At 41.1% G+C, this 21,371-nt stretch carries 21 protein-coding genes, 1 pseudogene and 1 riboswitch; of the genes and pseudogenes, 16 read left to right on the top strand and 6 right to left on the bottom strand.

Features of this window, described 5'->3' with window-relative positions; all coding sequences use genetic code 11:
* Positions 1-63: 63 nt before the first annotated feature.
* The 4 genes and pseudogenes from DHBDCA_RS06495 to DHBDCA_RS15765 form a co-directional block, all read right to left on the bottom strand.
* Positions 64-906: pseudogene (locus DHBDCA_RS06495) on the bottom strand (beta-ketoacyl-ACP synthase 3); the annotation flags it as partial.
* Positions 907-921: 15 nt separating this feature from the next.
* On the bottom strand, positions 922-1,047 hold the full coding sequence (locus tag DHBDCA_RS15875) for a hypothetical protein (RefSeq protein WP_256364955.1): 126 nt from the start codon (positions 1,045-1,047) through the stop codon (positions 922-924).
* A 62-nt stretch (positions 1,048-1,109) separates the two neighbouring features.
* Positions 1,110-1,580 carry an HD domain-containing protein gene (locus DHBDCA_RS15770; RefSeq protein WP_051014029.1) on the bottom strand — a complete coding sequence of 157 codons (471 nt, stop codon included), beginning with the start codon at positions 1,578-1,580 and terminating at the stop codon, positions 1,110-1,112.
* A 21-nt stretch (positions 1,581-1,601) separates the two neighbouring features.
* Positions 1,602-2,348: a putative ABC transporter permease gene (locus tag DHBDCA_RS15765; protein ID WP_015043403.1), complete on the bottom strand. Its 747-nt coding sequence runs from the start codon at positions 2,346-2,348 to the stop codon at positions 1,602-1,604.
* Positions 2,349-2,561: 213 nt separating this feature from the next.
* Here DHBDCA_RS15765 and DHBDCA_RS15760 point away from each other — a divergent pair, with 213 nt between their 5' ends.
* The 6 genes from DHBDCA_RS15760 (at position 2,562) to DHBDCA_RS06460 (ending at position 7,977) form a co-directional block, all read left to right on the top strand.
* Positions 2,562-2,876 carry a hypothetical protein gene (locus tag DHBDCA_RS15760; RefSeq protein WP_242824990.1) on the top strand — a complete coding sequence of 105 codons (315 nt, stop codon included), beginning with the start codon at positions 2,562-2,564 and terminating at the stop codon, positions 2,874-2,876.
* An 89-nt stretch (positions 2,877-2,965) separates the two neighbouring features.
* The gene (locus tag DHBDCA_RS15755) at positions 2,966-3,238 is read left to right on the top strand and encodes a hypothetical protein (protein WP_242824989.1); all 273 of its coding nucleotides are present in this window, start codon (positions 2,966-2,968) and stop codon (positions 3,236-3,238) included.
* Between the two features lie 117 nt (positions 3,239-3,355).
* Positions 3,356-3,568, top strand: coding sequence for a phasin family protein (locus DHBDCA_RS06475; protein WP_015043400.1), 213 nt, complete (start codon positions 3,356-3,358; stop codon positions 3,566-3,568).
* A gap of 151 nt (positions 3,569-3,719) precedes the next feature.
* A complete protein-coding gene (gene istA / locus DHBDCA_RS06470) occupies positions 3,720-5,270 on the top strand; it encodes an IS21 family transposase (protein WP_015043399.1) in 1,551 nt (516 codons plus the stop codon).
* Positions 5,271-5,275: 5 nt separating this feature from the next.
* Positions 5,276-6,040, top strand: coding sequence for an IS21-like element helper ATPase IstB (gene istB, locus DHBDCA_RS06465; protein WP_015043398.1), 765 nt, complete (start codon positions 5,276-5,278; stop codon positions 6,038-6,040).
* Positions 6,041-6,297: 257 nt separating this feature from the next.
* Positions 6,298-7,977, top strand: a complete 1,680-nt coding sequence (locus tag DHBDCA_RS06460; RefSeq protein WP_015043397.1) for an ABC1 kinase family protein — start codon at positions 6,298-6,300, stop codon at positions 7,975-7,977.
* A 280-nt stretch (positions 7,978-8,257) separates the two neighbouring features.
* On the opposite strand, the gene DHBDCA_RS06455 is transcribed toward DHBDCA_RS06460, so the two are convergent.
* Together DHBDCA_RS06455 and DHBDCA_RS06450 are read right to left on the bottom strand one after the other, a co-directional pair.
* The gene (locus tag DHBDCA_RS06455; protein WP_242824988.1) at positions 8,258-8,779 is read right to left on the bottom strand and encodes an ImmA/IrrE family metallo-endopeptidase; all 522 of its coding nucleotides are present in this window, start codon (positions 8,777-8,779) and stop codon (positions 8,258-8,260) included.
* Between the two features lie 43 nt (positions 8,780-8,822).
* Entirely contained in the window at positions 8,823-9,239 is a 417-nt protein-coding gene (locus tag DHBDCA_RS06450) for a helix-turn-helix transcriptional regulator (RefSeq protein ID WP_015043394.1), read from the bottom strand.
* Between the two features lie 232 nt (positions 9,240-9,471).
* Positions 9,472-9,559, top strand: a riboswitch (cyclic di-GMP riboswitch).
* 72 nt (positions 9,560-9,631) lie between these two features.
* On the opposite strand from DHBDCA_RS06450, the gene DHBDCA_RS06445 reads away from it, so the two are divergent.
* The 10 genes from DHBDCA_RS06445 to DHBDCA_RS06400 all read left to right on the top strand — a co-directional run bounded on the left by DHBDCA_RS06445 (position 9,632) and on the right by DHBDCA_RS06400 (position 21,362).
* Entirely contained in the window at positions 9,632-9,847 is a 216-nt protein-coding gene (locus tag DHBDCA_RS06445) for a hypothetical protein (RefSeq protein WP_015043393.1), read from the top strand.
* Between the two features lie 301 nt (positions 9,848-10,148).
* A complete protein-coding gene (locus DHBDCA_RS06435) occupies positions 10,149-10,565 on the top strand; it encodes a sigma-70 family RNA polymerase sigma factor (protein WP_015043391.1) in 417 nt (138 codons plus the stop codon).
* Between the two features lie 560 nt (positions 10,566-11,125).
* Complete coding sequence (locus DHBDCA_RS15565; RefSeq protein WP_015043388.1) at positions 11,126-11,833, top strand: recombinase family protein; 708 nt, start codon at positions 11,126-11,128, stop codon at positions 11,831-11,833.
* Between the two features lie 16 nt (positions 11,834-11,849).
* A complete protein-coding gene (locus tag DHBDCA_RS15435; RefSeq protein WP_015043387.1) occupies positions 11,850-12,011 on the top strand; it encodes an SHOCT domain-containing protein in 162 nt (53 codons plus the stop codon).
* An 80-nt stretch (positions 12,012-12,091) separates the two neighbouring features.
* On the top strand, positions 12,092-13,723 hold the full coding sequence (locus DHBDCA_RS06425; RefSeq protein ID WP_015043386.1) for a recombinase family protein: 1,632 nt from the start codon (positions 12,092-12,094) through the stop codon (positions 13,721-13,723).
* The gene (locus tag DHBDCA_RS06420; RefSeq protein ID WP_015043385.1) at positions 13,692-14,591 is read left to right on the top strand and encodes a recombinase family protein; all 900 of its coding nucleotides are present in this window, start codon (positions 13,692-13,694) and stop codon (positions 14,589-14,591) included. Before DHBDCA_RS06425 ends, DHBDCA_RS06420 begins: the two co-directional genes overlap by 32 nt.
* 22 nt (positions 14,592-14,613) lie before the next feature.
* Positions 14,614-16,263 (top strand): recombinase family protein, encoded by a 1,650-nt coding sequence (locus tag DHBDCA_RS06415; protein ID WP_041226358.1) that lies wholly within the window; start codon positions 14,614-14,616, stop codon positions 16,261-16,263.
* 190 nt (positions 16,264-16,453) lie between these two features.
* Positions 16,454-16,618, top strand: a complete 165-nt coding sequence (locus DHBDCA_RS06410) for a helix-turn-helix domain-containing protein (protein WP_242825010.1) — start codon at positions 16,454-16,456, stop codon at positions 16,616-16,618.
* A 24-nt stretch (positions 16,619-16,642) separates the two neighbouring features.
* Positions 16,643-19,729, top strand: a complete 3,087-nt coding sequence (locus DHBDCA_RS06405; RefSeq protein ID WP_015043382.1) for an Eco57I restriction-modification methylase domain-containing protein — start codon at positions 16,643-16,645, stop codon at positions 19,727-19,729.
* A 4-nt stretch (positions 19,730-19,733) separates the two neighbouring features.
* Positions 19,734-21,362 (top strand): Eco57I restriction-modification methylase domain-containing protein, encoded by a 1,629-nt coding sequence (locus DHBDCA_RS06400; RefSeq protein WP_015043381.1) that lies wholly within the window; start codon positions 19,734-19,736, stop codon positions 21,360-21,362.
* The last annotated feature ends 9 nt before the right edge of the window (positions 21,363-21,371 follow it).

The raw sequence follows: 21,371 nt of genomic DNA, 5'->3' as shown, positions 1-21,371 counted from the left end.
CATGAAATTTTTCTTATAGAAAATACAAAAGACCCAAAAAGTAAAAACAAAAGAACCATTATTTTAGAGATTTGACCGTATGAGAATGGCTCCCCACGTTAGACCCGCACCGAATCCTGTTAATAAGTAATAATCCCCGCTTCGTATCCTCTGGTTTTCATAGGCTTCTGCTAAAGCAACGGGAATAGAGGCAGAAGACATATTTCCGTATTTCTCAATATTACAGTAGATTTTTTCGGGTGCTATCTCTAAGCGGTGTGAAACTGACTGCAAAATTCGTTTATTGGCTTGATGAGGGATGATTAAGCTGATTCTGTCGAGATTAATTGATGACTTATCGAGAAGTTCCTGTACAGTTTTTTCAAAGATTTTCACGGCGAACTGAAATACAGCCCTGCCATTCATAGCTATTGTATTTGAATGGGCATCTAATAGATTAGGGGTAAGAGGCAGCCTGGAACCTCCAGCCGGTACTTGCAGTAATTCCCATCCTGTACCATCAGCCCCTAAGGTAGAGTCAATAATTCCATACCCCTGGGGAACTTCTCCGAGGACAATTGCTCCTGCTCCGTCTCCAAATAAGATACTTGTATGGAGGTCTTCATCGTTGGTAATTTTTGAATAGGTATCGGCACCAATCAGTAAGATTTTGTTATAACGTCCCGAAAGCAGATAAGTAGCTGCAATATCCAATCCGTAGATAAAACCACTGCAGGCAGCAGCGATGTCGAAGGCCGCTGCCTTATGAGCTCCGATCGTATTCTGAACCAGACAGGCAGTTGAGGGAAGGAGCATATCGGGTGTAGTCGTTGAGACTATGATTAAGTCTATGTCTGCAGGAGTAAGATTTGCATTATGCAAGGCAGCAAATGCTGCTTTTGCTGCCAGGTCTGAAGTACTTATATCCTTTCTGGCTCTTCTTCATTCTCGGATGCCGGTTCTTTCTTCAATCCAGCTACCATCTTTGTTAAATCGATGGGCAATTTCTTGATTAGTTACTACTAATTCAGGTAAATAGTAGCCATAACCTAAAATTCCTACACTCATTACTAATTAAACAACTCCTTATAGCAAAGTTTGGAATAATGTACTCACTAATTTTGAAGAAATCAACTCAAGAATTTAACTCTAAATATATATCCTATTTGTACAAAAAACTCCTGTAAGGTTACTGTTTTATCGGCAAAAGTAACTAAAAAGGCTTCTAAGGTTGAGGGCCAAGGTACAGTGAGTGGCCACATGTGGCTAAGTATAATGCCTTTTTCTTTGGGGTTAAGATCAAAGCAACGCTCGGCATTTTGGCAAGCAATTCGAGGATGTCGAAAACCGTGCCAACGTGAACCATCAGGGCGGGGCAAATGCCAATCATAAAGGTAAAAATCATGGAGGAGCGCCCCGCGTGTCGCTGAATAGACATCAATTTTAATAACACGATTTAATCTATCCGCCCAGGTATAAGTTAAATGTGCAACATTGAGAGAGTGTTCCAAAATACTGAATGGATGGTGATGAGTAAAGGTTGCCAGTTTTTGAAATTCCGGATGCTCAAGAATATCCTTGGTTAAATCATTAAAATTCAAAGGAATCGTCCTCCTTTCTGGTTATCTATCGTTTTTCATCTGCCGCAATTTGTTAAAAGAATCTTCCTTAAGGTGTTGAAGCGCGGCCTGTTTTTCTTGGATAAAAGATGCCGATTCTGAAAGAGTGTGGCGTATTTTAGGGTAAGTTGAAATAAGCCGCCTAAAAGAGACGCGAGCCGAATGAAGATTAGGCATCTTTAAATGGCCACTCATTTTATTTTCAAATCTAAGGAAAATATCAATTTGATGCAAAAGAATAGTAGAATATACGAGATCAATCACGAAATAAATCGTAAATATTATGGCTAAGAGTATTTTAGAAGCCAGCGGAATTTGTAAAAATACTAATTCAACATGAGGGTGGAGATAATAGTTAAAGACAAGACCCAGACCACCCCAGAGAAGAGAGAACGGTAGGGCAACCCGTCCCTTAAAGTTGAGAGGGGTATCATGATAATCCCATAATTGCAAGTTAAAAAAACGTTCCAACAATGTGTCGGCGAGATACTCAATAACGGTACTAAGGAAAACGAATAAAACAAAAGCCAAGCCCCAAGAAGTATGCGGCCAGATCTCATTCGTTAGGATCACAATTAAAGCAAATGATCCATAAATTGGGAGAAAAGGTCCTTTTAATAACCCGGGATTGACAAAATGATGCTGCGTCAGTGAACGATAACCGGTTTCTAAGATCCAGCCTGCGAATGAATAAAAGGCAAAGACTAATATTAAAAATGTTATGTCACTAAGTAAGCGTGTTGCTATCATTAGTCATTCTCTCCTATATTTTCAATAACAAGACTACACAGACCCCAAAAGACCCAAAAAGTAGATACATAATATGGCTTAGAAAATTAATAGAAGGTCAGTTGCATTTGACGTTGTCTTATATTAGAATAGACCCAAAAGACCCAAAAAACCTCTGCAAAAAATATACATCATCTAAGGGACCATTGTCAAGAAAGAAAAGGAAGAAGAAAGATGAATTTAACGGAACGACGTAAACAATTTCTCCAGCAAATCATACGTTTATATGAAAAGTCGGGACTACCGGTTCACTATGAGACTCTAGCTAATTTACTAGGTGTCAGCAAATGGACCGCTTATGATATGTTAAAAGAATTAGAAAAAAACGATTTTTTAAAAAGAGATTATGTAGTTAATCCCAATGTGCAGGGACGTTCGACTATTGTTTTTTCGCCCACTCCCAAAGCGAATAAACTATTCGGACAGACAAGGGAAGTAACATTTGATGCTGGCATGCTCAATGAAATTAAAAAAAGATACTTAAAATAGTATTTGAACTTCAATCTAAAAATTTGCAACAGTCCTTGGAATTTATGCTGAACAAAATTACTACGACAAAAATTCAGGCAGAATTTTGCATGGATATCTTGGCAATATTAATTTTGTATCTTCATTCATTAGGTAAAGTTCAGAAAGATATAATTACAAATATCTTAATGGCAGCGGACAGCGGTAATATAAAAATTACAATTTTCGTAGGAATGGTCTTGGGCACCGCAATTCAGTCCGTTGCCGAAGAAATTGATCCAAGGATTAGTGATTTAATCGTATCCTTTTTAAAGCACCTCGACCAATTGAGTCAGGACGAAATACAGGTTCTCATTGAATTTCTTCATGAAGCAATGAATTAGATGTAAACAGGTATTATCTAACCATTATAAGAGAAAAATATCCACACGGGAGATTAGCAAACCTGAATTCCAGGAAGTTAAAAGGAAACAAGGGAATTATACTAGGGAGGCTAAAGTATGAAAAGTTTAATACAAAAAGGGATATATATTGGACTTGGTTTGGCTATGATGAGCAAGGAGCAAGTGGAAAAAATCGTAGAAGAACTGGTTGAAAAAGGAGAAGTGCCGGTTTCTGAATCTAAGAACTTGGTAAGTGACATAATCAATAAAGGAGAAAAGCAACAACAAGTATTGGAAACGAAGCTACGAGAGAAAATCAAAGAAATGTGAATAATTCGGGTGCAAATTACCACCCTGTCCGGACTTCCGTTCCAATCGTTCCGGAGTAACGTTCCACCCAATCCGGGCTGGTTTCAATCGCCTATAATGAAATTATGCATCAGATTCTGGTGCAAATTTCATTATGAGGGAGGTCATTTTTATGACCCAGTATCGAGAAATCCTGAGACTTCATAGTCTCGGGATTAATCAAACCGGCATTGCCCAAAGTTGCGGCTGTGCCCGAAAAACGGTTCGTGATGTTCTGAACCGCGCAAAAGGACTGGACATCGCCTGGCCTTTAAAGGCCGAAATGACGGATGCTGAACTAGGAAAGCTTTTCTTCCCTAACAAATCAGTTCCGGAAACCCAGCGCAAGTATCCTAATTTCGAGTACATCGACAAGGAAATGATGCGTAATGGGGTAACTCTTAAACTACTCTGGAATGAGTACTGTGAGGAATGCCGGCAATCCAATGAACTGCCACTTATGTATTCTCAGTTTTGTTTTCATTACCAGAAGCATGCAGAAAAGAAACGGGCAACCATGCATATTCCGCGCAAGCCGGGTGAACAGATTGAAGTAGACTGGGCCGGTGATCCAGCTTACGTTGTGGACCGTGACACAGGAGAAAAAATTCCTGCTTATGTCTTTGCCGGAGTTTTGAATTACAGTCTGTATGCTTATGTGGAAGCATTCTTTGCCAGAGATTTGGAAAGCTGGATTGCTGCTCATGTCCACATGTACCAGTTCTTCGGCGGAGTAACACGTATGCTCATCCCCGACAACTTGAAGACAGGTGTTGAGCATTCCGACTGGTTCACCCCAAAAATCAATAAAACCTATCATGAAATGGCTGAACACTACGATACTGCAGTGCTCCCTGCTCGGGTGAGGGCACCCAAGGATAAACCCGGAGTTGAAGGAACTGTGGGTAATATATCCACTTGGATTACGGCAGCCCTTCGGAACGAGAAGTTCTTTTCGTTAGAAGAACTAAACCGGGAAATAAGACGTCGCCTCGATGCTTTTAACCGTCGCCCTTTTCAAAAGAAAGAAGGCAGCCGTTATAGTGTTTATCTCAAAGATGAGAAGCCATTTCTCGCACCATTACCGTCTGCCCCTTATGAACTTGCACAATGGAAAAAGCTCACTGTGCAGTTCAATTATCATATTTCTGTGGAGAAGATGCAATACTCAGTCCCCCACGAATATATCAAGCAGGAAGTCGATGTGCGCATCACTCGAAGTGTCATTGAAGTGTTTTTTAAGAATAACCGTCTCACTTCCCATAAACGTCTTTATGGGCGCCCTGGTCAATATAGTACCATCGAGGCCCATATGCCAGAGGAGCACCAGAAATATTTACAGTGGAATGGGCAACGTTTTATCGAATGGGCCGAAAAGATCGGCACCAGTACTGCCATTACCATTAAGTCAATCCTTGCCTCCTATAAGATCGAACAACAGGGTTACAAATCGTGTATGGGACTTCTCAAGCTGGCGGACAAATATTCCGTTGATCGACTGGAAGTCGCTTGCCAAAGAGCTTTATCCTATACACCTCATCCCAGCTATAAGAGTGTGAAGAATATCTTGACCACAGGTCAGGATAAGCTTCCACCCAATGAACCCTCTGGAAAACAAAAACAAAATCGGTCAAATCCCGATGCTTACGGGTATACTCGTGGCGCGGACTATTATGGGAGGTAAGGATTATGACCAATGAAGTGACGATCAATAAACTGATTGAAATGCGCTTGTCCGCAATGGCTGATGCTTATCGTAACCAGTTAGCGGATACATCGATGAGTAATATATCCTTTGAAGACCGAATGGGACTTCTTGTGGATATGGAATATACCAGTCGTAAAAACAACCGACTGCATCGGCTGATCAAGAATGCTACCTTCGATCAACCTCAGGGTTGCATCGCCGATATCAATTATCATTCGGGCAGGAAATTAAATAAATCACTTATCGAACGGCTGGCCTCCTGTGAATATATCACAGAAAAGCACAATGTTATCATTTTGGGAGCGACCGGGTCCGGTAAATCCTATCTGGCCTGTGCACTCGGCATGGAAGCTTGCAAACACTATTACACCACGAAGTATATACGGCTTCCCGAGTTACTTTCTGAACTGGCCATTGCCAAAGGAGAGGGTGTGTTCAAAAAAGTCATCAATCAATATGCGAAATATCGGCTTCTCATCATCGACGAATGGCTGCTTGTCAAGCTAACCGAAAACGAAGCTAGGGACTTACTGGAGATCATCCATGCCCGTCATAAAAAAGCATCCACAATATTTTGTTCTCAGTTTGCACCAGCAGGATGGTTTAACAAGATTGAAGAAGCCACTTTGGCTGACGCCATCCTTGACCGGATTGTTCATGATTCCTATACCATAGAGATTCAGTATGTGGATAAGGAACATGACAAATCCATGCGGGAAGTGTATGGAATAAAGAACGTGGGTTAGAACGAATCACTAAGGTTCCGTCACGGAACCATTGGAACATCCGTCCGGAATGGTTGGAACCAACCTTCCGGACAGGGTGGAACTTTCAACCGTAATATTCAGAAATGCTAGTTGAATTGAACATTGCTTCTAAGGACGATCTTGCCCAACTAGAAGAACGTATTAAAAAAATTTGAGACCGGAGAAGAAAGTAAATAGAGAATAAAGGATAAGGAGCCTGTACAATTCGGGCTCCTTATCTCTAGGAAGGGATTTGTGTGATTAGAAAGAGAATACGTCATCTGGGTCGCTATAAAGAAGTTGCTGGAGTTTTAGCTCGTAACGGTTTTGGGTTTATTTTTGTAGAAACAGGTTTATCTGATTTGGTGCCTTTTTCAAGTAGATTTATGCCGAAATTGGAAACTGGAACAGGTGACTTAAAGTCGGTTGGACAGCGAATTCGGAAAGTGATTGAAGAATTAGGTCCAACGTTTATTAAAATGGGACAAATTGCAAGTACGCGTCCTGATGTTGTTCCTACAGGAATAATTGCTGAACTGGAAAAGTTACAAGATAATGTACCGTCATTTCCTTTTAACGAGGTTCGCGAAATTATTCAAGAAGAACTAGGAATTCAGATCGAAAAGATTTTTATTAATTTTGAGGAAATACCATTAGCGGCAGCTTCGATTGGGCAGGTCCATCGTGCTGTATTAATTAGTGGGGAAACGGTAGCTGTTAAAGTTCAACGTCCACATGTTTCAACAATAATTGAAACTGATCTGGAAATTCTTATGGATATAGCGGGCCTTGCTGAGCAACGATTAGATTGGGCAGAAAGGTATCAGATTGCGGAAATTATAGATGAATTTGCCAAATCACTTCGTGCTGAGCTGGATTATACAATAGAAGCAAAGAATGCTGAAAAAATGACTCGCCAATTTTCAAATAATGCCAAGATTAGGATTCCGAAAATCTATGAGGATTACTCTGCGAAAAAAGTACTGACCATGGAATATATTCAAGGTACGAAGTTAAGCCGAACCGAACGATTAATCGAATTAGAATATGACACTTCCGAAATTGCAAAACAGATTGTCGAAGCAATTCTTCAACAAATTCTAATTGATGGCTTTTTTCATGGTGATCCTCATCCAGGTAATATTCTTGTTTTAACAGATCAGGTCATTACTTTTTTAGATTTTGGAATGGTTGGACGGCTGACACCTCAAATGAAATATCATTTTGCATCGTTAGTTATTGGCATGGTCCGAAAAAATACAGATGAGATAATTCGAGTAATCTTAAATATGGGGATTGCCCCCAGTGATATAAACATCTCTCGCTTGCACAGTGATGTCGATGCTTTAAAAGACAAATATCTGGACATTGCCTTAAGTCAAGTTAGCCTGGGTCAGGCGGTTAACGAACTATTTACTGTTGCTTTTAATCATCGAATTAGAATACCATCGGATTTGACTCTTTTGGGAAAATCGCTTCTCACGCTTGAAGGCAGCGTAGAGAAACTTGCACCTGAATTAAGCGTAATGGATATTGCTCGGCCTTTCGGATATAAGTTGTTAAAAGAGCGTTACCGGATTAGTTCAATTACCAAAACAGCTTTTGAAAAACTCAACGAATATGTAGATATTCTTTTGGACTTACCGAAGCTTATTAAGGAAATATCACATGATTTAAAAGACGGTAATATGAGGGTTGAAGTTAGGGTTCCGGAAATCAGTTTGATTTTAAAAAAATTAGATCGAATCAGTAATCAATTATCTTTTAGCATAGTAATGTTGTCTTTCAGTATTTTAATGATGGGTATAATTATCGCGTCGGCTTTAGGGGAACGACTGTTTATTTGGCATTTTTCGGTGGTAGATTTAGGATTTATGCTAGCATCTTTAATGTTCGTTTGGCTACTAGTTTCTATTCTAAGGTCCGGAAGGTTTTAGATAACAGCATAAAATTCATACTTACTTAGTGTATAAAAGATAATCAGGGTAAGGTTAAATAGTCCTTGGTAGAAAACCCTAGGTTACCATCGTTAAGATATATGCTTAAAAGCATCAGTCATTCAAAAGCCCCTCTTACAGTGATACATTGAGAAGGGCTTTCGCGTTATCATTTTTTTATCATCGTTCAACAATAATAAACCGTCCTTGTCATAGGCGACCACGCAGGCACATAGACTTTAGTGTCAGCCATGTCTGTATCCTTCCTCAGAAAGAACGGTTATCTGATCAAGAAATCTGAGCGTGGTGTATAAGCTGTATTAAACGAGTAGCCTCTTGAATTCATGTCTCCCATCTTTATCAGCATGAGGTTAATATCTGTGTTCATCATGGCTGCAATCTGGACAACGTCATAACCTTCACAGGCATACTTATGAACCTCATCATCGGGAAGAAGCAGTGAAGCTGCAAATAAATTGGCTTCGTACTCTGGACGCGTATTCATGGAATAAAGAACGTATTCACGGAAAGGACTGTCATCGGCAAGATTCCGATGATGTGCGTCATGGCCGAGCTCATGGGCGCATACCAAAGTCTGCACCTGTTCCGGCAAGTTACCATTCAAAAAGATGAAGCGGTTGCGCTGAATCACGCGGTAAAGCCCTTTCAGTTTAGTGAAGTCATTGCGGAACAGAACCTCAATGCCCAGCTCGTCTGCTATGGCAAAAGGATCACGCGTTCCGAAGCGCTTGATATATTTTTCAGCTGATTTATAAATATGCGCCTTGTTCAATGAATTCACCCCCTATGCTAATTCTATCACAGCAGCAGTCCAAAAAAACGGACTACTCCTTGTCTGCATTGCGGTACTTTTTCGGCGTGTACTTTTTGTTTTTCTCCTTGGCTATCCAATAAGCGTCGGTGATTGCCCTCATAACGGCATCCAAATCCTCGTCATCCATGTCGCCTCCGGCAAAAAGGCCGCTGACCTCTGTGATGAGCTGCTGAGCGTGCTTCTTTCCACGGTAGCCGTATTTTTCTCCGGCAGCATTTATAAACTCCTCATTCTCGGTTAGAAGATAATTCATCTCAACACCTAAAACTGCAGCAAGCTTCCCGTATACCTCGCGTTTCTTGGGATAGCAATCTCCGTTTTCATAGCTGACCATTGTTCGCAGAGATACTCCGACCGCCTGCGCCAGTTCCGCCTGCGTCATGTCTTTTGCGACGCGGGCATTTTTTATTTTTTCTCCGAATTTCATGTAGACCGCCCTCCTATAATAAGCAGGTAAGTTTCATATTGTATATTGACAAGTGAAAGTAAATTGCATATAATTCAAATATGCAGATAACATGCACATTTATAATAATTCATGTTGCACATAGTGTCAAGAGTTATTTCTTCTGTGAAAACGATTGAACCAACGGATTGCCGGAAAATTACCGTCTGCAAAGCGCATGACGGCTTTAATTACTCTGACAGCTAAATGTAAATAAAGTTAAGGGCAAACCTGTCTAAAGGCAGGGACGCAAAGCCGAGGGTCTAAAGCGTTTGCCGCGCTATGACAGCCTGGCTGCCGATCTTTGCGAATGCCTGCCCTTTTTAAGAGCAGGCGTTTGTATTGATAGAGAAAATAATGCAGGAGGGTACGAGATGGTGAAAAAGATAATGCTCAAATGTCCGAATTGCGGACGCCGAATTGCTGATTACAGCGGAAATGCTGAGGCACTGGCCCTGTTAGCTGAAACGAGTGAGGCTGAAAGTGATGTTGTAAACGTAAAGTGTCATCTATGCAAGTCTCAGGTTTCAATTTTGCTGGACAATAACGAGGTCTATAAGAGTAAGAAGTTCTCAGACCTCAAGCTATAAGGCAGACTGCACAATCAAATAAATGAACTTATGATATTCGATTCCAGCGCTTGACGCTATCCTCCCCTTGTAAAGCGGAGTGATTATAAAGGTGCCGGCCGGGCCTGACGAGTAGCACTATTGCTATGCGTCAGGCCCGGCCGGTTCTGCATTCAGAAGAAGCTGCTCGTTTGGCTCCCCAGAAAGGAGCAAAACCAGTGGCTTTTATTTTATGCAATAACAAAACAGCGGTTCGCTGCCGATCTCCTCCGCTTGTTCTTCATTTCCGGATTTTCAGATTCACGAAATGGAGGACAAGCTTATGAATAGCCATGATAAAAAATATACCCTGCTGGTCAGAGGGACGCGTGTCACAGTGGCCAAGGAGGTCTACAAAGCATATTACCACTGCCGGGACAGAGAGAAATACATGGACAAGCTGGCGGAGGATAACAATATCTCGCTTGAAGGATGCAATGAGAAAGGCATCTCCGTGGAGTACATAATTTCTACTGCAGAGGATTCCATGGAGGATGTAATTGTTCAGCGCGATATGGTTAAAAGGCTTAAACAATGTCTGCTGCAGTTAAATGAAAATGAACGTCAGCTGATTATAGCGCTTTATTACCTCAAAAAAAGTGAGCATCAATTGTCTGCAGAAACTGGTATTCCTCGCATGACCATACACAATCGCAAAAAACGAATATTGAGTCAGCTCAAAAAACTTTTAGAAAAATAAAAGTTTTTTGGTCCAACCCCTCACTTTTTTCCCTAAAGAAGTGAGGGGAATTGTTTATCTCCTGTTGTTCTTTGAAAATATTATATCCGGCAGCATAGATACATGAGCTGTCCAGCCGTGTGAAAAGCGGCAGCGACGTTGACGGGCGCGCCAAGACTGCCTGCGGATGGATTTCATCCGTCGAACCGATGGCATCGAAGGTGACGAGCGGGAACGCCCGGTCATAAAACAGTCCGTGGTGGACTGTTTCGCAATGAAATGGACAGTGATAATGCTACTTCCGCCCAGCCACAGACTCAAGCAATGGGGGCGGCTCGCAGAGATCCTGGGAGAGGTTAAATTCCTATGGCGTTTGCTTAACCGGCAAACCATTTATGCTGCCGCCCTAAGAGCCGTAAGGTTTTTTCGCTTCGGGAAGTAGTGTCGAATAGAAGCGGCAATTCGCAATGAAGAACAAGCAGATTATTTTTGATCTCGGAAACTATGCGGCAGGGCGGTCTTTTTTTCGTCCTGCCGTATCCTTCTGAGATTAAATTCAAAATATCAGGGAGGAAAACGTAATGGAAAAGAAAGTGTTAGCTGAATTGCTAAAGAAGGAGCTAATTATCGGATATGTGTACGGGCTTGACGGAGAGTGTCAGGAATTCTATTTTGAGAAATCCCCGTCCGGCATTGCAAGCTTTATTATGCTGAAAAAAGTGCATGCGGACAAGATGGTTTTAACGGATATGCTGGATAAGCTGGTTCTGGACACCTTTGGCGAATTTATCAACTGCTGTCCGGACCAGAGGCTTCTGCAGGAGATCACGAAAGAGCTGGTACCCATACAGATGGGTGAAAAGGAGCCTGTCAGTATTCCGATTGTGAGCGTTGATGAGGCTCTTGAATTTTTAAGCCATGGAAGCCAGAAGCGAGCATGGATTTACTGCCGGATCGACGCACCGGAGGATACCCACGGTGTCCTGAAAGGCCAGAAGAAGGAGCTTATGGATTACTCAGAACAGATGGGATTTGTTGTTGTCGGCGAATCAGAGGATATAGGAAGCGGGCTGGATTTTGACCATGCCGGTCTTGCGGAGGTCATGAAGGCTGCCGGTGATGGCAGAATGGATGTATTGCTTGTAAAGAAGCTTGACCGCCTAGGGCGGGATACAGCCGAATTGCTGGAGTTTCTGCGGGGACTGGATCAGCTGGGCATTGAGCTCTATTCACCACTGGAGGGTCGAATCCGGCTGAATTATCAAAGCCCTTTCCTTTCTATGCGGTAAACGGAGGTTGCGAGATATGTCAAAGGATCAGTCGGCTAATGAAGTGAAATACAAGGTGGCATTAAAGCTGCTGGATATCATGCTCCGTAACGGCCTTATCTCCCCTGCCGAGTATAAAAAAATCGATGAACTGAACCGTCAAACCTTCACTCCAGAGCTTTCCAAGGTATATGCGTAAAAACACCTGGATATCTCAAAGTTTGTGTGGTATTGTGTGTTGCTAACAGGAGTCAAAAACGAGAGAAAGGAGAGAAAGTCATGGCAAAAAAGATAACAAAAATTGACCCTGTCAAGCAGCAGGTCGTTCGGCAATTACAGCCGAAAAAGCGAGTTTGCGCCTATTGCCGGGTAAGCACCGACTCCCGTGAGCAACAGAATTCCTTCACCGCACAGCTTGAGTATTATACCGCCTTGATTGAAAATCAAGAGGACTGGCAGTTCGCCGGAATCTACGCTGATGAAGCAAGAAGCGGGACAAAACTTCAAAAAAGATATGACTTTTTACGGATGCTGAAGGACTGCGAGGACGGCAAAATTGATATGATCATCACGAAATCCTTGACCCGCTTCGCCAGAAACACGGTAGACAGCATCGAGGCAATCCGCCGCTTGAAGGGGCTTGGTGTCGCCGTCTATTTTGAAAAGGAGCATATCGACAGCCTGTCGGAGAAGAGCGAGCTGATGCTGACCATTTTAAGCTCCTTGGCACAGGGCGAATCCGAAAGCATCTCCACCAACAGCAAATGGGCGGTGATAAAACGCTTTCAGGACGGTACCTTCATCCTTGGTACTCCCGCATACGGCTATACCAAGGATGAAAGCGGCGAGCTGATCATTCAAGAAGGAGAAGCTGCGGTAGTCCGACGCATTTTCCGAGAATACTTAAACGGCAAGGGTACTTATGCAATCGCCAAGGATTTATCGGAGGAAGGGATCTCCACCATACGCTCAGCTGAAAAATGGAACGACGGTGTGATAAAGGAGATATTGTTAAATCCCATTTACACTGGAAATCTGCTTCATCAGAAAACCATGACCACAGAGGTACTGCCCTTTAGGCGACAGAGAAACAAGGGCCAGCTTCCTCAGTACCTAGTAGAGGACAACCATGAACCTATTATCTCACATAAACAGGCGCAGGCGGTCAGGGAAATCTTTGAGTACCGTAGAAAGCAGATGGGGGTGGACGATACGAGCAAATACCAAAGCCGGTATGCCTTCAGCAGTAAAATTCTCTGCGGCGAATGCGGTGGTATGTTCCGGAGGCAAAAAATCTACATCGGCAAGCCCTATGAGAAAACCCAATGGTGCTGTCGTCAGCACATTTTGGACTACATCAAATGCAGCCAAAAGGCAATCCGAGAAGATGACATCCAATGGGCGTTTACCGTGATGTGGAACAAGCTTGTAAGCAATTATGCCGAAATTCTCACTCCCCTGCTGGATACGCTTAAAAAGCTCCGAATGGACGAGCAGCAGGAGCGGGAAATTGGGGAATACAGTAACAGAATCATGGAGCTGACAGAGCAGGGTCATATACTTAGCAGACTGGTATCAAAGGGGTATATTGACCCTGCAGTATTTATAGAGCGGCAAAATGCTCTGACTATAGAGCTTGTCGCTGTGAAAAAGAAGAGGGGCCAGCTTCTGGACAATAACGGCTTCGACATAGAGATCGCCGGAACAGAGCATCTTATGGAACTGATCATAAACAATCCTCATGTTATTGAAGAATACCGTGAGGATTTATTTTTACAGGCTATAGACAAGGTAACCGTACAGAAAAACGGACAAATTACCTTCCAGCTCATCAACAGGCTGGAGCTGTCCGAACCCTGCAGGAAGGAGGCGATAGAGGATGATGCAAAGGCACATGCCCATCGGATATAAGCTGATAGAAGGAAAAATACAGCTTGATGAACCCAAAGCCGCTGTTGTGAAAAAGATATTTGCAGATTATCTATCCGGTACCTCCACCTCTGCTCTTGCCAAGCGGCTGACCGAAATGGGATTTCCGAATGCCAACAGCAAAGCCTCCTGGAACCACGGCTCCATCGGCAAGATACTGGAGAATGTCAAATATCTTGGGGATGAATTCTATCCGCAGATGATTGCCGTCGAGCTGTTCGAGCAGGTGCAGAAACGTCGTAAAGAACGCTGTGATCAGCTGGGGCGAAGTATTCAGCCAAACAGTGCGAACCGCCAATACCCGTTCACCGGAAAGCTCCGGTGCGGAGAATGCGGCGAGGTTTACCGAAAATACATCGAGCACTGCGGTAAAACGTCGGAGAAGTCCTTCTGGAAGTGCAAGAGGTATATTTACAAAAACCGAGTGTGCTGCCGATGCGGTTTCCTCACGGATGAGCAGATTGAAAAAGCCTTCCTTGAGGCAGCCAACCGTATTCTGGCAAGGATACAAATCCTCGACCGGAAGCCTAAGAAGGAGCCGATTCACAATAACACTGAATTTAATAGCTTGGATCAGCGTATTAAGGAGCTGGAAGCAGAAGGGCGGTATTCGTCCAAGGAGCTTCCGGCTCTTATTTTTAAGCGTGCACAAGCTTTCTATAAAACGGCGAAAGTCGATGACGCAGAATATAACAACGAAAAGATGAAGCAGGCGTTTTCAGGCAGACAGTCTCTCACAGAATTTGATGAGGATTTGTTTCGAACAGTGATAAAGCAAATAACCGTCTACGCCGACCATCGGCTGGTGTTTGAATTTATAAACGGATTAACAATGGAAACCGGATATTAAACCAAAGGAAGGAGAAGCCATGATGCAGACAGCGACAGCTAAAAAGAAAAGTATATCCTTCATACCTCCGCAGCCGGAGTATGACAGGAGCATAAAGCCCCAGTTTAAAGCACTTAGGGTGGCAGCATACTGCCGCGTCAGCACCACGCTGGAGCAGCAGGAAACCAGCTATGAAGCTCAGGTTTCCTACTATACCGAAAAAATAAAGAGCAATCCCAACTGGAAGCTTGCCGGAATCTTTGCCGATGACGGCAAAAGCGCAACTAACACCAAAAAGCGCGATGACTTCAATGCCATGATCGAGGACTGTATGGCCGGAAAAATCGACATGGTCATCACCAAGTCAGTCAGCCGCTTCGCCAGAAACACGGTAGACAGCCTCCAGAACATACGCAAGCTCAAGGAAAAGAACGTAGCCGTATTTTTTGAAAAAGAGGGTGTGAATACACTGGATGGTACCGGCGAGCTTTTAATAACCATCCTGAGCAGTCAGGCACAGGAGGAAAGCCGAAACCTCAGTGAGAATACCCGGTGGGGCCTAGTCAGACGATTTGAGAACGGCATCGTCTCGGTCAATCACAATAAGTTTTTAGGCTATACCAAGGACAAGAACAATGAGTTGGTCATCGTACCAGAGGAAGCAGAGCTGGTCAGACGAATTTTTCGGCTTTACCTCGAAGGAAGCAGTATTGTGCAGATCACCAAGATATTAGAGTCGGAAGGTATCACCACCGTCACAGGTCTGGATAAATGGTGCCCCGGCACTATTAATAAAATGCTGAGCAACGAAAAATACATGGGCGATGTCCTCCAGCAGAAAACCTATACCATCGATTTCCTCACCAAAAAACGGGTACTGAACAAAGGCATCGTCCCCCAGTATTACATAGAGGATGACCATGAAGCTATTATCCCCAAGGAGCTTTATTATCAGGTGCAGGAGGAAAAAGCGAGGCGGGCAAGCCTCCATAAACCCTCAGTCGCCAGAAAGGAAAAGAAGGAGAAAAGCAAATACAGCTCCAAATTCGCCTTAACCGATATTATGGTCTGCAAGGAATGCGGTCAGCCATATCGCAGGCAGATATGGTCTAAATACGGACAGAAAACTGCTGTGTGGCGATGTGATAACCGCCTGAAGAACGGGACAAAGAACTGTAAGCACTCGCCTACATTTAAAGAGGATGTCCTGCATGAAGCAATAATGACTGCTATAAACAGTGTTGTGGAGAATCGCGGCGAGTTTGTCGGTGCCTTCCGAGAAAATGTAATCCGGGTTATCGGTAACTACTCTACCAAAAATGTACCTACCGAATATGACGGGCAGATTGAAAAGCTGCAGGCTGAGATGCTGGCCTTGATAGAGGAAAACGCTAAACAGGGTTCTATAACAGAGGATTTTGACGAGCAGTATCATAGGATCGCGGAGCGGATCAACGATCTGAAGCAGAAAAAGCTGGAGCTGGTGCGGGAGCAGAAAATGGCGGCGAATTTTCAGCAAAGAGTTGAGGACATGGATGCCTGCCTAAAGAAAACTACCTGCGAGGTCGGGGAATTTGACAATGACTTGGTAAGGAGGCTCCTGCAAAGCATCAAGGCCGTCAAGGACGACCTAATTGAGATCCAATTCAAATCCGGAATCGTGATGAATCAGCGGGTTTCATACTTTGATTAACACAAGGCAGGGACGGCTGTGATCCGGCTGTTCCTGCCAGAAGACAGAAGCTGGCAAGATGAAAATTCTCAGTAAGCTGAGGATTTTAGTCTTGGCGAAAGATCATAATTATGTGCTTGTTATTGTTCGCCAAATGGTATATAATATTTCCATGTTTATACTTTGAGGAGGAATTTACATCGTGGAATATATGTCCGTAATTGAAGCGGCGGAAAAATGGAAGATAACAAGACGTCGCATACAAGTCCTTTGCAATCAAGGACGTATAAATGGTGCTCAAAAAGTAGGAACCGTTTGGATTATACCATCAGATGCGGAAAAACCCAAAGATGCCAGATTCAAAGATAAAAAATAATAATGAGATGAGAGGAGATTAGGCATGAGTGTTCTAAAAATAAAATCGCTAGTAGAAAGATTTAGTAAAAACCTTCAATACTACAAGAACAGTTCAAATGCTTACAATGAACATTCATGTAGAGTCGAATATATAGACCCTTTATTAAAAATATTGGGATGGGATGTTGCTAATGAAAAAGGCTTACCTCCACAATACAGAGAAGTAATAGCGGAAAATTATTCGAATGAAACAGATAGACCTGATTATTCGCTTACCCTTAAGGGCGTTACAAAACTATTTGTTGAAGCGAAAAAGCCTGCGGTTGAAATTTCTACAGCGACAGAACCAGCTTTTCAAACAAGAAAATATGGCTGGAATGCTAAGCATAAAATAGCTGTACTTACTAACTTTGAATATCTGGTAATTTATGATACAACATGTATTCCAAAGGATACTGATGAGACGGCTGTTGCGCGATACCGCAAGTATCATTACACAGAATATGTGGAAAAGATAAACGAGATCATGCAGTTGATTTCAAGGGATTCAGTATATGATGGAACATTTGATGAGTTCATGAAAGAACATTTCCCTGTTTCAGGCAGACAGACTGAGCAAATTGATGAACTTTTTTTAAAACAAATCAATGAATGGAGGATAGGCCTTAGTAATTATTTGTATGGGCAAACTAATACATATTTCGAATTACATGATGAGCCATCAAAAAATACTGAACATTTACTGGTAGCAGAAACAAGTTACAAAATTAAGAAAATACCATTAAAGTACAACTCTATTGAAGTATTAAATGATGTAGTTCAACAATTCATTAATCAGATTGTTTTTTTAAGAATCTGTGAGGATAGAAATTTACCGCTTTATCACAAGTTAAAGGAAACAATAGCTGATCAAGATCTAATGAAAAAGAATCTTGCTGAGTTGTTTCATGCTGCCGATAAACGATATAATTCCGGTTTGTTTGAAGGCGAATATATTATTTTTGATTTAGATAACCAAATAATTATGGATATGATTGAAGGACTATACTATCCTCAAAGTCCATATTTATTTAACATAATTGAACCAAATATGCTTGGTAAGATTTATGAAGCATTTTTGACTGAAAAGCTTATTCTTTCAGATGATGGAAAGATAGTTCTTGCCAAAAAGAAGGACTGTGTGAATCGTTCAGTGGTTACTACACCAACTGAAATTGTAAAATACATGGTTTCGAAAGCAATGAATGAGCTTTGTTTTAGTAAAACTCCAGAGCAATTATTGGATCTAAGGATTGCAGATATTGCTTGCGGCTCAGGTATATTTTTGGAAGAAGTATATGATTATCTAGTCCACTATTGCGTTGAATGGTATCTAGTAAATAGCCCTGAGCATTTGATTGAATTAAGCAATGGGAGAAAGAAGTTACCTCTTGAAGATAAGAAAGCCATTTTATGTTCCTGCATTTTTGGCATAGATATCGATATACATGCAGTCGAAGTGGCTAAATTCTCATTGCTGTTAAAATTAATTGAAGATGAAACTGCTCCGTCTGTAGTTAATTCTACCCCTATATTACCGAACCTAAGGAAAAATATTTTTTACGGTAATTCCTTAATAGATAGTGCTCGTTTACAGGGTAAAGGCATAGACAATGCAGTTCGGATAGAAATTGTTCCGTTTGATTGGGAACATATTAATAAAGGGAATCCATTTGACTTAGTCATTGGTAATCCACCGTATGTAAGTACAGAAGATATGCATGGTTTGTTACCCTCTATAGAAGTTTCGACATATAAAAATACCTATAGCTCAGCGTATAAGCAATTTGATAAATATTTTATGTTTATTGAACGGGCAATCGAAAAGATTAAAGAAAATGGTATGGTATGTTATATCGTTCCGAATAAATTCTTTAAAATTGGTTCAGGTAAAAATTTACGAAAATTGCTTGCTTCAAATAGCTATTTAATGAGTTTAGACGACTTTGGAGATGCTCAATTATTTGAAGATAAGACCATTTATAGTTCTATTTTACTTATTCGTAAACGTAAAAATAATGAATTTGTTTATACTAAAGTCAATTCTACAGCTTCATTATGGGCGGGAACGGAAACAAACTCTATAATTATTAACAATAATACTTTAAGTGAGCTACCTTGGAGATTGTCAACTGATATTGAATTCATGCAATTGCTCAAAAAGCTTGATGAAGTGTCTGTTCCAATCACACAGTATGCAGATATTTACAACGGTATACAGACCAGTGCGGAAAGGCCTATCCCTGTATACTGGTTTGCTCATGACGAGATAGTAAATGAAACAGAAGAATATTTCACTATTTCAAGAAACAATAAAAATTACAATATCAATAAGAAAATTTTAAAACCCTATTTTAAGCCTTCAAAGAAGAGTGAAAAAGGGTTGAATTCTTATAGCCCCATCTTGACTGACAAGTGGATTATATTCCCTTATGACGAAGATGGAAAGTTAATTAACATACAAACTATGCAATCCGAGTACGCAGCCACATACGAATATTTAATGTCCTACTTTAATCGGCTGTTGCCAAAGAGTGTATCTCCAAAAGGTTTCAGGGATGTACAAAACGCTACAGAAGACACATGGTATCAATATGGTCGCACCCAGCATTTGACATCATTTATTAATACCCCGAAACTAATTGTTGGTGTATTGAGCAAAGAACCTATGTATGCTTTTGACAATAATGATATGTTGATTGCCTCTGGGGGAACGGCTGGATACTGTGCTGTAAGTTTAAAGGAAGACAGTCCATATAGCCTTGAGTACATACAAGCATGGCTTACCCATCCTTATACTGAAAAGTTACTTGAGATTATCGGCAGTGACTTTGAAAACGGATTTACAGCGAGGGGTACCTTTGTATTGCAAACACTGCCTTTTGTTGAGTTGGATATGAATATAGCTCATGAAAAAGCTGTTCATGACAAAATAGTTACTTTGACACAAAGAGTATATTCCATTAATGACTCATTAATAGATCGTCCGAATAAAGGGGCTGCCAGTGTTCTGATTAGAGAAAAGAACAGATTGATTAAAGAGATAGAAAGCATTGTAACTCGAATTTATAGACTTGAGTTCAATAGGTGAATTTATGAGACTGAAGAAAGATAATACAGATCAAAAATTAAGAGGAGCTTATTATACGCCAATGCAGCTTGCAAGTGCAATGGTGGGTATTTTTGCTGCAGATAAGACTATAAAGACTATTTTAGAACCTAGCTGTGGTGATGGTGTTTTTATTGATGCTGCTATTGAAGCTGACTTAATTAATAATATAGATTTATTTAGAGCAATCGAGATTGAAACAAGCGAGGTTGATTTATTAAAAAACCGTTTTGCAAAATATAAAAATATTGACATACAGTGCAAGGATTTTTTCGATTTTTACAATGAATCATACAAGACAACGAAATATGATTTGATTTTAGGTAATCCGCCATATATTAGATATCAATATTTAACTGAATCGCAAAGAGAAATTCAATCAAAAATATTGATCACTCATGGAATGAAGTCAAATAAATTAATTAATGCCTGGGTGGGGTTTTTGGTTGCCTGTGTGCAAATGCTAAGTGAAAATGGGAAAATTGCATTTGTGATTCCTGCAGAAATTTTGCAGGTTGCTTATGCAGAGGACTTGAGACTATATTTGTCCAACCATTTTTCAAAAATAACATTGATTACATTTGAAAAATTGGTCTTCCCTGACATAGAGCAGGAAGTACTGGTCTTTGTTGGCGAAAAGGGTAACGAAGAAAAAGGTATTCGTATATTTGAAATGAGCGATTTAGATGATTTTAGTGCTATTGATCTTGCCGCGAATGGGTACCAGAAAATGCAGCATGTAAAAGAAAAATGGACAAAGTATTTTACAACGAGCCAAGAAATTGAATTAATCCAGAAAATAAAAAAGGATAGTCGCTTTCAAAAATTTTCAGACTGCGGAATTATTAATGTTGGGATAACAACAGGAAATAATGATTATTTCTCGATTGATAGTAAAAAAGCGAAAGAATATGACCTCTCCCCTGTTTTGCTTCCGTTAATTGGACGTAGTGCTCATGCACATGGAATATACTTCACGAAAGAAGATTGGATGAAAAATGTTGGAAATGGCAAAAAGGCACAACTAATCAATTTCCCAGATATGCCTTACGAAAATTATTCTGATAAGCATAAAGAGTATATTCAAAAAGGCGAACAGGAAGGGCAAAACAAAGGCTATAAATGCTCGATACGTGATAGGTGGTATATTGTTCCTTCTGTATGGGTTCCGGATGCTTTTTTCTTAAGAAGGAATAACTTGTACCCAAAATTTGTTTTAAATCAATGTGAGGCGGTTTCTACTGATACTATGCACAGGGTAAAGTTTAATGATAGCGTTGATCCTGAGACCCTATTGCTCTCGTACTACAATAGTATTTCGTTTGCTTTTACTGAAATTTGCGGACGAAGCTACGGGGGTGGTGTACTTGAAATATTACCTGGTGAGGTTGGAAATATTATGCTACCTAAACTTGATAAGATTGATGATGAAAAGAAATATCCTCTGCTTCAAAAAATTGATAGTACCGTACGTAATAATGAGGATATAGAGATTGCATTAGATATTGTGGATGAAGAAATTTTAGTTAAACAGTTAGGTATTGAATTAAGTGTTTGTAAGCAGTTTAGAGCAATATGGAAAAAACTCCAAAAGCGAAGATTAGGTAGAGGGTAAGTTGCGATA

The organism is Dehalobacter sp. DCA, assembly GCF_000305775.1.
GTDB classification, from domain to species: domain Bacteria; phylum Bacillota; class Desulfitobacteriia; order Desulfitobacteriales; family Syntrophobotulaceae; genus Dehalobacter; species Dehalobacter alkaniphilus.
This window is presented reverse-complemented; position numbering and strand designations above follow the sequence as displayed.